This window comes from Janthinobacterium sp. SUN073 (genome assembly GCF_030397665.1).
Classification (GTDB): Bacteria; Pseudomonadota; Gammaproteobacteria; order Burkholderiales; family Burkholderiaceae_D; genus Janthinobacterium.
Genome location: NZ_JAPUBT010000002.1, coordinates 426,117 through 438,760, shown reverse-complemented (window position 1 = coordinate 438,760; position 12,644 = coordinate 426,117). Strand labels below are relative to the sequence as shown.

At 61.6% G+C, this 12,644-nt stretch carries 12 protein-coding genes; 9 read left to right on the top strand and 3 right to left on the bottom strand.

Annotation, left to right across the window (positions count from 1 at the left end):
• Nucleotides 1-3: 3 nt before the first annotated feature.
• Complete coding sequence (locus O0882_RS09940) at nucleotides 4-366, bottom strand: STAS domain-containing protein (RefSeq protein WP_099667758.1); 363 nt, start codon at nucleotides 364-366, stop codon at nucleotides 4-6.
• A 7-nt stretch (nucleotides 367-373) separates the two neighbouring features.
• A complete protein-coding gene (locus tag O0882_RS09935) occupies nucleotides 374-1,252 on the bottom strand; it encodes an STAS domain-containing protein (RefSeq protein WP_289947491.1) in 879 nt (292 codons plus the stop codon).
• Nucleotides 1,253-1,478: 226 nt separating this feature from the next.
• Between O0882_RS09935 and O0882_RS09930 the strand changes: the two genes are divergently transcribed.
• The 4 genes from O0882_RS09930 (at nucleotide 1,479) to O0882_RS09915 (ending at nucleotide 5,237) form a co-directional block, all read left to right on the top strand.
• The gene (locus O0882_RS09930; protein ID WP_289947490.1) at nucleotides 1,479-1,892 is read left to right on the top strand and encodes a hemerythrin domain-containing protein; all 414 of its coding nucleotides are present in this window, start codon (nucleotides 1,479-1,481) and stop codon (nucleotides 1,890-1,892) included.
• Nucleotides 1,893-1,939: 47 nt separating this feature from the next.
• A complete protein-coding gene (gene hmpA / locus O0882_RS09925; protein ID WP_289947489.1) occupies nucleotides 1,940-3,121 on the top strand; it encodes an NO-inducible flavohemoprotein in 1,182 nt (393 codons plus the stop codon).
• A 125-nt stretch (nucleotides 3,122-3,246) separates the two neighbouring features.
• Nucleotides 3,247-3,555 carry a DUF485 domain-containing protein gene (locus O0882_RS09920; protein ID WP_099763579.1) on the top strand — a complete coding sequence of 103 codons (309 nt, stop codon included), beginning with the start codon at nucleotides 3,247-3,249 and terminating at the stop codon, nucleotides 3,553-3,555.
• 14 nt (nucleotides 3,556-3,569) lie between these two features.
• Nucleotides 3,570-5,237: a cation acetate symporter gene (locus O0882_RS09915; RefSeq protein WP_289947761.1), complete on the top strand. Its 1,668-nt coding sequence runs from the start codon at nucleotides 3,570-3,572 to the stop codon at nucleotides 5,235-5,237.
• A gap of 66 nt (nucleotides 5,238-5,303) precedes the next feature.
• On the opposite strand, the gene O0882_RS09910 is transcribed toward O0882_RS09915, so the two are convergent.
• Nucleotides 5,304-5,759 carry an Rrf2 family transcriptional regulator gene (locus tag O0882_RS09910; protein WP_070291511.1) on the bottom strand — a complete coding sequence of 152 codons (456 nt, stop codon included), beginning with the start codon at nucleotides 5,757-5,759 and terminating at the stop codon, nucleotides 5,304-5,306.
• A 356-nt stretch (nucleotides 5,760-6,115) separates the two neighbouring features.
• Between O0882_RS09910 and ppc the strand changes: the two genes are divergently transcribed.
• The 5 genes from ppc to O0882_RS09885 all read left to right on the top strand — a co-directional run bounded on the left by ppc (nucleotide 6,116) and on the right by O0882_RS09885 (nucleotide 12,557).
• Complete coding sequence (ppc, locus tag O0882_RS09905) at nucleotides 6,116-8,869, top strand: phosphoenolpyruvate carboxylase (protein ID WP_289947486.1); 2,754 nt, start codon at nucleotides 6,116-6,118, stop codon at nucleotides 8,867-8,869.
• A gap of 99 nt (nucleotides 8,870-8,968) precedes the next feature.
• On the top strand, nucleotides 8,969-9,979 hold the full coding sequence (gap, locus tag O0882_RS09900; protein WP_289947485.1) for a type I glyceraldehyde-3-phosphate dehydrogenase: 1,011 nt from the start codon (nucleotides 8,969-8,971) through the stop codon (nucleotides 9,977-9,979).
• Nucleotides 9,980-10,065: 86 nt separating this feature from the next.
• On the top strand, nucleotides 10,066-11,526 hold the full coding sequence (gene pyk, locus O0882_RS09895; protein ID WP_282407629.1) for a pyruvate kinase: 1,461 nt from the start codon (nucleotides 10,066-10,068) through the stop codon (nucleotides 11,524-11,526).
• Nucleotides 11,527-11,709: 183 nt separating this feature from the next.
• Nucleotides 11,710-11,886: a hypothetical protein gene (locus O0882_RS09890; RefSeq protein WP_289947482.1), complete on the top strand. Its 177-nt coding sequence runs from the start codon at nucleotides 11,710-11,712 to the stop codon at nucleotides 11,884-11,886.
• Between the two features lie 359 nt (nucleotides 11,887-12,245).
• On the top strand, nucleotides 12,246-12,557 hold the full coding sequence (locus O0882_RS09885) for a hypothetical protein (RefSeq protein WP_289947480.1): 312 nt from the start codon (nucleotides 12,246-12,248) through the stop codon (nucleotides 12,555-12,557).
• The last annotated feature ends 87 nt before the right edge of the window (nucleotides 12,558-12,644 follow it).

Sequence of the window (12,644 nt, the reverse complement as noted above, 5' to 3'; positions counted from 1 at the left end):
CCGTCATGCGCATGCGCCGCCCCGTTCCAGCAGCTTGATGCCCCGTTCCACGTTGAGCGCCGTGCTCACGCCTTCCAGGGTCAGCCCCAGTTCCACCAGGGTGATGGCGACAGCCGGCTGCATGCCGACGACCACCGTGCGCGCATCGAGGATTTTCGCCATCGCAGCCGTGTTGCTGATCATGCGGCCGATGAAGGAGTCGACGATGTCGAGCGCGGAAATGTCGATCAGCACGCCCGTGGCGCGGTCCGTCACGATGCGCGTGGTCAGGTCGTCCTGCAAGGTCATCGCCAGGCGGTCATGCATGTCCACCTGGATCGTCACCAGCAGCAGTCGGCCCATGCGTAAAATGGGGATTCTTTCCATAGGCGCCTCAGTGTTGCTGCTGCTGGTAAGTGATGCTGGAACCCGTGCGTTTCAGGGCCACGACGAAGGCGTCGGCCAGGGTGGCCTTGGTCATCACGTCTTCCAGGTTGACGCCCAGGTGCACGATGGTTTGCGCGATCTGCGGGCGGATGCCGCTGATGATGCAGTCGGCGCCCATCAGGCGCGCGGCCGCGATGGTTTTCAGCAGGTGCTGCGCCACCAGCGTGTCGACGGTGGGCACGCCCGTGATGTCGATGATGGCGATCAGGGCGCCCGTGTCGACGATCTTTTGCAGCAGGCTTTCCATCACCACCTGCGTGCGGGCGCTGTCGAGAGTGCCGATCAGGGGCAGGGCCAGCACGTTTTGCCACAGCTGCACCACGGGCGTGGACAGTTCCAGCAATTCCTGCTGCTGGCGCAATATCACCTGTTCGCGCGCCTTCTGGTAGATGGCGATGGTCAGCAGGCCCAGTTCGTCGAACAGCTTGCTGGTGCTGATGATGGCGTCGCCCAGCTGCTCCGGCTGCGCCGTGATTTGCTGGCGCAGGTAAGCGAACAGCGGTTCCTTGAGGGCGAACATGAAGCTGGCCGTGTCGATCGGCGAATAGCCCTGGCGCACGCGCGACTGCGATATTTCAGCGATCAGCTGGCGCGTATCGTCCCAGGCGCCGCCTTCGATGTCGAACGAGTCGCCGCTGTCCAGGGCGCCTGCCAGCAGCGGGAGCAATTGCGCTGCCTGCTGGCGCAGCTCGTTTTCGGCGATCTTGTCGCGCCGCACCAGGCGGGCGATCAGGCCGGCCATCCAGCCGTCCAGCAGTGCCGTGTGGTGCTCGTTGATGATGCCGGCCAGTTGCTGCGCCTGGCCCGTGCCCGCTTTGATTTTCATGCTCATCCTTGGCTGAAGTGGAGGGTGCGGCGCGGCCGTGAATGGACACGCGCTGTGATGAATAAAGTATAGGCAAGCGTGGCCTTGGCTTGTGTTCTATGCCGCACATAGTGGAGCATCTCGATCTACATTCCTACTGGAAATATTCGCATCTTAAAGATGCATGTAGTTTGCATGTTTAAGCGAATTCCGCTACACTGGCCACACTCAAGCAGAGAAGAACGCCATGAATATCGACAAATTCAAACAGCAGCACCTGGCCATCCTGGCCTCCATCGATGACTTGCGCCAGCTGGCGCGCGGCGGTGTGGCCGCGCAGGCGCAGGCCATTGCCGAACAGATCATCGCCATGAGCGGCTTGATCAAGCTGCACCTGGCCGTCGAGCAGCGCTATCTGTATCCGGCCGCGCAAGCATCTGGCGTGGCCAGGGTGGCCCAGCTGGGCCGCCAGTACGAAAACGAAATGCATGGCATCGCCGGCGCCTACCTCGATTTCGCCGGCCGCTGGAATACGCCCGTGCGCCTGGCGGCCGAGCCGGATGCCTTCCGCAGCGAAGCCAATACCGTGCTGCACGCGCTGTTCCAGCGCATGCGGCGCGAAGACCACGAGTTGTATCCAGCCGTTGAAACGCTGGCTTGAGACCGCTTACTAATCAATAGACATTAATAGACATACAGGAGTTTTACATGCTGACCCAAGAACAACGCGCCATCATCACGGCCACCGTCCCCATCCTCGAACAGGGCGGCGAAGCGCTGACGCGCCACTTCTACAAGAATCTGTTCCGCGACCATCCCGAAGTGCTGCCGTACTTTAACCAGGCGCACCAGCACAGCGGAGACCAGCAGCGCGCGCTGGCCAATGGCGTGCTGATGTATGCCAAGCACATCGACCAGCTTGCCGCGCTGGGCGACCTGGTGGCCACCATCGTCAACAAGCACGTGGCCTTGCAGATCCGCGCCGAGCACTATCCGCTGGTGGGCGCCAGCCTGCTGCAAGCGATCCGCGAAGTGCTGGGTGACGAAGTCGCCAGCGACGCCGTCATCGATGCCTGGGGCGCGGCCTACGGCCAGCTGGCCGACATCCTGGCCGGTGAGGAAGGGCGTATCTACAAGGCGCAGGCCGCCGCACCGGGCGGCTGGAGCGGCGCGCGCGATTTTCTGGTGCGCAGCAAGACGGTGGAAAGCGGCGAGATCACATCCTTCCTGATGGCGCCCGCCGATGGCCAACCCGTGCTCGACTTTGCGCCAGGCCAGTATATCGGCGTGCTGGCCAGCGTCGATGGCGTGCCCATGCGCCGCCAGTATTCTTTGTCGGCTGCCAGCAATGGCCAGACCTACCGCATCAGCGTCAAGCGCGAAGAGGGCGGCAAGGTGTCGAATTTCTTCCACGACCACGTGCAGGCGGGCGATACCGTGCAGCTGACGCCGCCATCGGGCGACTTCGTGCTGACGCAGAGCGACAAGCCGCTGGTGCTGATCAGCGGCGGCGTGGGCATCACGCCGACCCTGGCCATGCTGACGGCGGCCCTGCGCGGCAAGCGTCCCGTGCATTTCATCCACGCGGCGCGCAACCAGGGCGTGCATGCGTTCCGCGCGCAGATCGACGCACTGGCCGCGCAGTACCCGCAGCTGCAGCGCTATTACTGCTACGCGGAACATGACGGTGAACAAGGTGCACCGGACGCCGTCGGCTTGCTGAATAAAAAACAGCTCGGTCACTGGCTGCCAGCCTCGCGCGACGTCGATGCCTACTTCCTGGGGCCGCAGCCGTTCATGCGGGCCATCAAGCAGTATCTGCGCGAGCTGGGCGTGCCGGAACGGCAGACGCACCATGAATTCTTCGGACCGGCAGCCGCGCTGAACTGACCTTGTCTGCATTGTGTTGCTTCTGCGAGAAAAAACCGCTGCCGTAAGGGGCGGGTAAGCCTCGCGCTGTACTGTGAACCCAAGCTCGCATAAAAGAGCAGGCTCACATAACAGGAGGCAACACCATGCATGACGATCTGGTTCAAAAAATCAAGGGCGACCCCAATTATCATCGGCTGGTCAGGGTGCGTTCCAGCTTCGGCTGGGCGCTGACGGGCCTGATGATGCTGGTGTATTACGGCTACATTCTGCTCATCGCCTTCAACAAGGAATTCCTTGCCACTAAAACGGGCACCGGCGTGATGACCTGGGGCATGCCGATCGGCCTGTTCGTCATCGTGTTTACCGTGGTGATCACCGGCATTTATGTGCGCCGCGCCAACAAGCAATTCGACGAACTGACCAGCGCCATCCAGGCACGGGTGCAAGCATGAACCGCGCCCCATCGATGCAACGCACATTTTCCTGCCTGGCAGCCCTGACCTTGCTGGCGGGCGCCAGCAGCAGCGTGCTGGCGGCCGGCGCCGACCTGGGCCAGGCAGTCAAGCAACCGACCAACTGGACGGCGATCACCATGTTCGCCGCCTTCGTCATTTTTACATTGTTCGTCACCAAGTGGGCGGCCGCGAAGACCAAGTCGGCCTCCGATTTCTACACGGCCGGCGGCGGCATCACGGGCTTCCAGAATGGCCTGGCCATTGCGGGCGACTATATGTCGGCGGCATCGTTCCTCGGTATTTCCGCCGCCGTCTTCCTCAACGGCTATGACGGCCTGATCTACGCCATCGGCTTTCTCGTCGGCTGGCCCATCATCACCTTCCTGATGGCCGAGCGCTTGCGCAACCTGGGCCGCTACACCTTTGCCGACGTGGCCGCCTACCGCTTCAAGCAGGCGCCAATCCGCATTTTCTCGGCGTCCGGCACCCTGGTCGTCGTGGCGTTTTACCTGATCGCGCAGATGGTGGGCGCGGGCCAGCTGATCAAGCTGCTGTTCGGCCTGGAATACTGGATCGCCGTCGTCCTGGTCGGTACATTGATGATGATTTACGTGCTGTTTGGCGGCATGACGGCCACCACCTGGGTGCAGATCATCAAGGCCGTCATGCTGCTGGGCGGCGCCACCTTCATGGCCGTGGCCGTGCTGGCGCAATTCAACTTCAGCCCGGAAGCGCTGTTCGCCAAGTCGGTGGACGTGCACGCCGCCAAGGAAGCCATCATGGGTCCCGGTTCCTTCATCAAGGACCCGATCTCGGCCATCTCCTTCGGCATGGCGCTGATGTTCGGTACGGCAGGCTTGCCGCACATCCTGATGCGTTTCTTCACGGTGCCGAGCGCCAAGGAAGCGCGCAAATCCGTGTTCTGGGCTACAACCTGGATCGCCTACTTCTACATCCTGACCTTCATCATCGGTTTTGGCGCCATCGTGTTGGTAAGCACCAATCCCGAGTTCAAGGATGCGGCCGGCAAGCTGCTGGGCGGTAACAACATGGCGGCCGTGCATCTGGCCAAGGCTGTGGGCGGCAATGTGTTCCTGGGCTTCATGTCGGCTGTCGCGTTTGCCACCATCCTGGCTGTCGTGGCTGGCTTGACCCTGTCGGGCGCGTCGGCCGTGTCGCACGATCTGTATGCCACCGTCATCAAGAAGGGCAAGGCCACGGGCGCCAACGAATTGAAAGTGTCGCGCGTGACCACCATCGTGCTGGGCATCATCGCTGTGGTGCTGGGCATCGCCTTCGAGAAGCAGAACATCGCCTTCATGGTCTCGCTGGCTTTCGCGATTGCCGCCTCGGCCAACTTCCCCGTGCTGTTCATGTCGGTGCTGTGGAAAGACTGCACCACGCGGGGCGCCACCATCGGCGGCTTCCTGGGCTTGATCACGGCCGTCGCGCTGACGGTGGTGTCGAAGTCCGTGTGGGTCGACGTGCTGGGCCATGGCGAAGCGCTGTTCCCGTATGCCTCGCCGGCGCTGTTCTCGATGACGGCAGGCTTTGTCGGCATCTGGCTGTTCTCGGTGCTCGACAAGAGCCCCCGCGCGCGCATCGACCGTGCCGGCTACGAAGCGCAGCAAATGCGTTCGGAAACGGGCATCGGCGCCTCAGGTGCCAGCGCGCATTGATGTTTTAGATAGTTACTGCAGGAAACAATGCCCGGCTTGCCGGGCATTGTTGTTTTTGGCGCGCGCTTACTTCGCCACGCGCAGGGGGATCACGCCCGCCGCCAGCGCCGGCGCACCCGGCGTCGCTTCGAGTATCGATGCCAGGGTCACCGTGTCGAGCACGGCCAGGAAGGCGGCCGTGGCCTGGCCCAGCTTGGCTTTCAGCAGGCAATCGGGCGTCAGCGGGCAAGTGTTGTTTTCTTTGTTAAAACATTCCGCCATGAAAAAATCGTTTTCCGTCTCGCGTACCACCGTGCCGATATTGATTTCGGCCGGGTCGCGCGCCAGGCGCAGGCCGCCATTCCTCCCACGCACCGTTTCCACGATGCCTGACAGGCCCAGCTGGTGCACCACCTTCATCAGGTGATTCTTGGAAATCGCATGCAGGTCGGCGATGTCCTGGATGGTCACGAGGCGGTCGCGGTGCACGCCCAGGTACATCAGGGTGCGCAGGGTGTAGTCGGTATAGGCAGTCAGTCGCATGGGGTTCACTTAAAAAGATGTGGATTACATCCTTGTTTCAAGCCGCCAGCATACAGGAGAGTGCCTGGCCATCGCCACCGCCATGTGACTGGCGCCGTCACTTTTCAGCCTGCAAAGACAAATGTTGGTTGCCTTTCGCTTAAATGCGTAGTAAATTTTCATATTGTTGCCCTGGCAAACAGCTCGCAAGCCCTTAACGGGCGTTTTGACGTGGATTTTATTGATGGAAATCAAGAGGATGGTGAGACAGTAAGGTAAATTTGCTACAAAATGGATGATGGGCGTTTCCCGGGCCGGGAAGCGCGTACTACGCAATCTGTGCGGTGCCGCCGTTGCCGCCCCAGGAAATGAATACCATGCAAATGAATGAAGTGAAAGACGAGCTGCTGAGCAGCGATATCCGCCAGTTGGGCCGTCTGCTGGGCGACGCCATCCGCAACCACCTGGGCGACCCCGCCTTCGAGCGCATCGAGCATGTGCGTCAGCTGGCCATCCGTTTCCGCCGCGACAATGACGAAGCGGCGCGCGCGCAGCTGTCGGACGCGCTGCAAGCGCTGTCGCAGGAAGAGACCACCCAATTGACGCGCGCTTTCAGCTATTTCTCGCTGCTGGCTAACATTGCAGAAGATCAACACCACATCCGCCGCACGCGCGCCCATTTGATCGCCGGTTCGCCGCCGCGCCAGGGTAGCCTCAGCCATGCCGTCGGCAACGTGTTTGACGCGGGCAAGGCCGATGCGCTGGAAACCTTCTTTGAAGATGCGTTCGTCAGCCCCGTGTTCACGGCGCATCCGACGGAAGTGCAGCGCAAGAGCATCCAGAATTGCCAGATGGCCATCGCCCGCCTGTTGAGCGAGCGCGACCGCGTGCAAATGACGCCGGAAGAGGCGGAGCAAAACGAAGAAGCGCTGGGACGTGGCATCGTCACCCTGTGGCAGACGCGTTTGCTGCGCACCAGCAAACTGTCCGTCATGGATGAAGTGGCCAATGGCCTGTCGTTCTACGACCACACCATCTTGCGCGAATTGCCGAAATTGTATTCCTCGCTGGAAACCATGCTGGCCCAGCGCGATGCCCGCTGGGAAGATGCGGAATTGCCCAATTTCATGAAGGTGGGCAGCTGGATAGGCGGCGACCGCGACGGCAACCCGTTTGTCACGGCCGACGTCCTGCGCAGCACCCTGCAGACGCAAGCCGACAAGGTGCTCGACTTTTATCTGGGCGAATTGCGCAAGCTCGCTTCGCAACTGTCGCTGGCGCAAATCTTGAACGCGTGCAGCGAGCCGTTGCGCGCGTTGGCCGAACGCTCGGCCGATGCCTCGCCGCACCGGGTCGACGAGCCGTACCGCCGCGCCTTGCACGGTATCCATGCGCGCCTGGAAGCGACGCGCGTCGCCTTGTGCGGCAAGGGCAAGCCAGCCGACGGCGTGCAACCCTACGCGGCGGCTGCCGAATTGCTGGCCGACCTGGACGTGGTCCAGCATTCGCTCGTCAGCAATGGCTTGCGCGCGCTGGCGCGTGGCCGGCTGCGTCAGCTGCGCCGCGCCGTCAAGGTCTTCGGTTTTTCGCTGGCGCCGCTCGATTTGCGCCAGAATTCCGACGTGCATGAGCGCGTCGTCGGCGAACTGTTCGCCGGTGCCCAGCCGGGCCTGGTCTACCTGGACCTCGATGAAGAGCAGCGCATCGCCGTGCTGCTGGCCGAGCTGGAGTCGCCACGCCTGCTGGCGTCGCCGTATGCGCAGTATTCGGAAGAAACGACGTCCGAACTCGACATCTTCCGCGCCGTGCGCGAGGCCCACGTCAAATATGGCAAGGAATCAGTACCGAACTGCATCATTTCGAAGGCGGCCAGCGTCTCGGACTTGCTGGAAGTGGCGCTGCTGCTGAAAGAAGTGGGCTTGCTGCGCCAGGACAGCCGCGAAGTGGACGTCAACATCATTCCCCTGTTCGAAACCATTGACGACTTGCGCGCCGGTCCCGCCATCATGGCACGTGCCTTCGGCTTGCCGTTCTATCGGGGCTTGCTGGCGTCGCGCGCGGACCAGCAGGAAGTCATGCTCGGCTATTCGGACAGCAACAAGGACGGCGGTTTCCTCACCTCCGGCTGGGAACTCTACAAGGTCGAAATCGAGCTGGTGACGGTATTTAAAGAATATCAAATCAAGCTGCGATTGTTCCACGGCCGCGGCGGTTCCGTCGGACGTGGCGGCGGCCCCAGCTATGAAGCCATCCTGGCCCAGCCGGCCGGCGCCGTGCAGGGACAGATCCGCCTGACGGAGCAGGGCGAGGTCATCACGGCCAAGTATGCGAACCCGGAAGTAGGGCGCCGCAACCTGGAAGTGCTGGTGGCCGCCACCATCCAGTCGACCCTGCTGCCGCAGGCGCAGCTGCAGCCGAAGGCCTCGGCCGGCGCGGGCCACCTGGCCGCCATGGAAGAATTGTCCGGCACGGCCCTGAACGCTTACCGCGACCTGGTGTACGGCACGGAGGGCTTCGAACAGTACTTCTGGGAATCGACGGTGATCGCGGAAATTGCCGCGCTGAATATCGGCAGCCGTCCCGCCTCGCGCAAGAAATCCACGTCGATCGAGGATTTGCGCGCCATTCCCTGGGTCTTGAGCTGGGCGCAATGCCGCTTGATGCTGCCGGGCTGGTTCGGCTTCGGTTCCGCCGTGCAAGCTTACCTGGCCGCCCATCCGGCCGATGGCGCGGACGTGCTGCGCGGCATGTACACGGATTGGCCCTTCTTCACGTCCTTGCTGTCGAACATGGATATGGTCCTGGCCAAGAGCGACATCGCCATTGCCGGCAAGTATGCGGAACTGGTCAAGGACAAGGCCTTGCGCGAGGCCATCTTTACGCGCATCCGCGCCGAATACGCGGCCACGCTGGACGCCTTGAAACTGATCACGGGCCAGGAAGAATTGCAGCAGGCCAATCCGTTGATGCAGCGCTCGATACGCAACCGTTTCCCGTATATCGACCCGCTCAACCACGTGCAGGTGGAGCTGTTGAAACGCTTCCGCGAGGGTAAACAGGATGCGGCGGCGCGCACGGGCATTCATTTGTCGATCAATGGGATTGCGGCGGGGTTGCGCAATAGTGGTTAATTCTTTTTAACCCAATGGCAAATGCTGGGGTCGGACCTTAAGGTCCGACCCCGGTTTTGGCACCTGGGTTGGTTTTCAGTAAAACAACAAGGAGACAGCATGACCATCAAAGTTGCCATCAATGGCTATGGCCGCATCGGCCGCAATGTCTTGCGCGCGTTTTATGAAGGCGGCAAGCAGCAGGATATCGAGATCGTCGCCATCAACGACCTGGGTGATGCCAAGTCGAATGCGCACCTGACGCGCTACGACACGGTGCACGGCAAGTTTCCCGGCGTCGTCACCATCGATGGCGACAACATGCTCGTCAACGGCGACCGCATCCGCGTCTTCGCGCAGCGCGATCCGGCCCTGATCCCCTGGGGCGAACTGGGTGTCGACGTGGTGCTCGAATGCACGGGCTTCTTCACCACCAAGGAAAAAGCCTCGGCCCACCTGAAGGGCGGGGCGAAGAAAGTCATCATTTCCGCGCCAGGCGGCAAGGACGTGGACGCCACCATCGTGTTTGGCGTCAACCAGCACGTGCTGAAAGGCACGGACACGGTCATCTCGAATGCCTCATGCACGACGAATTGCCTGGCGCCATTGGTGAAACCCCTCAACGACGCCATCGGCATCGAATCGGGCCTGATGACCACCGTGCATGCCTACACGAACGACCAGGTACTGTCCGACGTGATGCATGAAGACTTGCGCCGGGCCCGTTCTGCCACGCATTCGATGATCCCCACCAAAACGGGTGCGGCGGCCGCTGTCGGCCTGGTCTTGCCGGAACTGAATGGCAAGCTGGACGGTTTCGCCATCCGCGTGCCGACGATTAACGTCTCGCTGGTCGACCTGTCTTTCATTGCCAAGCGCGATACGACGGTCGAGGAAGTCAACGCCTTGCTGAAAGCGGCGTCGGAAGGCGCGCTGAAGGGTATTTTGACGTACCAGACGGAACCGCTCGTTTCCATCGATTTCAACCACAACCCGGCGTCGTCGAACTTCGATTCGACGCTGACCAAGGTCTCGGGCCGCCTCGTGAAAGTGTCGTCGTGGTACGACAACGAGTGGGGCTTCTCGAACCGCATGTTGGACACCACGGTCGCCCTGATGGCGGCCAAGTAACAAGAACCACCGCTGATCCAGCGCACCAGGACGGCTGGCCCACAAGGCCGGCCCTTGTAGCAACTCATTATAGAAAGCAGCACACCATGACCATGCAAGTACAGCAACGCGCCACCAAGATCGTTTCCACCATCGGCCCCGCTTCGAACGATATCGATACCCTGGTCCGCATGTTCAAGGCCGGCGTCGACGTCGTGCGCCTGAACTTTTCGCATGGCAAGGCGCAAGACCATATCGACCGCGCCCGCATGGTGCGCGAAGCGGCGGCCCTGTGCGGCCGCGAAGTGGCCATCATGGCCGACTTGCAAGGCCCGAAGATTCGCGTCGGCAAGTTCGAAGAAGGCAAGATTTTCCTGGAAAACGGCATGAAGTTCATCCTTGACGCGAAATGGGGCGAAAACGGTGAACTGGGTAACATCGAACGCTGCGGCCTCGACTACAAGGAATTGCCACGCGACTTGCGCACCGCCGACGTGCTGCTGCTGAACGACGGTCTCATCGTGTTGACGGTCGACAAAGTCGTCGGCAGCGAAATCCACACCACCGTCAAAATCGGCGGCGAGTTGTCGAATAACAAGGGCATCAACCGCCAGGGCGGCGGCCTGTCCGCGCCGGCGCTGACGGCGAAAGACATGGAAGACGTGAAAACGGCGATGAGTTTCCAGGCCGATTACGTGGCCGTATCGTTCCCGAAAAACGCCACCGACATGGTGATGGCGCGCCAGCTGGCCAATATCGCCGGCGAAGCGTGGGACCACAAGCCGATGATGATCGCCAAGATCGAACGGGCGGAAGCCATCCCCGCGCTGCAAGAGATTCTCGACGCCTCCGACGGCATCATGGTGGCGCGCGGCGACCTGGCGGTCGAGGTGGGCAATGCGGCCGTGCCGGCCTTGCAAAAGCGCATGATCAAGATGGCGCGCGCGTCGAACAAACTGGCGATCACGGCCACGCAGATGATGGAATCGATGATCGTCAACGCGGTGCCGACGCGCGCGGAAGTGTCCGACGTGGCCAATGCCGTGCTCGATGGCACGGACGCCGTCATGACGTCGGCGGAAACGGCCTCGGGCCGCTACCCGATCGAGACGGTGGAAGCGATGGCCGCCATCTGCCTGGACGCGGAAAAATGGGATACCTGCAAGCTGGACGCCGATTTCCTCAACGCCACGTTCTCGCGCATCGACCAGTCGATCGCCTATGGCGCCCTGTTTACGGCCCATCACCTGCGCGTGAAAGCCATCGCCACCCTGACGGAATCGGGTTCCACGGCCTTGTGGATGAGCCGTTGCAACATCGACATTCCCATCGTCGCGCTGACCCCCAGCGTGGGCACGCGCCGCAAGCTGGCCCTGTACCGCAACGTCAGCACCCTGGAATTGACCTCCGGCACCGACCGCGACAAGGTCTTGCAGCAGGCGGAAGAGCTGCTGCTGGAACATAAGGTCGTGACCAAGGGCGACACGGTCGTACTGACCTGGGGCGAGCCGATGGGCAAGGTGGGCGGCACGAATGCGCTGAAAATCATGAAGATCGGCCAGCACTGATCGTATTACTGGCCACATTACCGCCCTCATCACTGGCCGACAGCCGCTTGCAGCCTTAAGAATGGCTGAAAGCGGGGCGCTTGGCCTCCCACTGCAATGGCAGATGCCCAATCTGCCATTGCGGTGACCACATTTTCGTGTCAGCATGGTTTCCTGCCTTCCAAGGCGCATCCGGAGTTCACGATGACTACATACTTGCCTGCCTTGATCTGGTCGCTGTCGGCCTTTGCCTGCCTCTTCATTGCCAAACGCCGCTCCTTACGAATAACGGCCATCCGTGCCGTCCTGGTGGTGTTTCTGGGGCCGTTTGCCATTCCCTTCGTGCTGGCGGCAAGGCCAGAGACACGCCATCGGGCATAATCGCCCGCGACCAGCTGATCGAATACGACAGTATATAAAGCACTGGCAGCCACGTTGAAGCAACCGTTTCCAGGCATCAGTGGCCACCGGCATTGACGCCGGACGTTCGCCCCGTTGGCCGAGGTGGCCGGACGCGGCCGGCCCTGATCCTGCCCGTCCCGGGCGCCTTTGCCACGTCCCGTGGCCGGGCAACTGGTGCTATCGGCTCGCGCGTGAGAAGATAGATACTTTCCCATTTGGCAATTGAAAGAACCGTCAAGATGAAACCCGGATATGCTGCTGTATTGATGCTCATGCTCGCTTGCACGGCCCAGTCCCGGGCGCAGGACGCATCATGCGATGCGGACGACAGAGCGGCCGTGACATCGCTCGATGCACTCCCTGCCCAGGTTCAGGACTTGCTGGGGCGCGCCAGGCCGGGCATCGAGGGGATCGCGGACATCGGTGGTAAATTCAATCCGAGCGACGTTATCCTCGATCAAACCGTGCCGATGCGCAGGCTGATTGGCGGTGTCGCAGGCCAGCGTTGCATCTGGCTGACCGTCGAATACGGCGGCGTGGGTCACTATGAAAAAAAACTGGAGTACCGGCTTATCGTGGATAAGTGGGTGCAGACACGCGGAGCCAGTCCGGAAAGGGCGCCTGCCGTCTGGCCCGTGATAACTCGCTGAATTTGCTGTTGCAACGCCTGTATATCAAGCGCCAGGCGCCACGCTGAAACAACAGTTTGCCTGGCTGGACGGGCGCCAGCATTGACG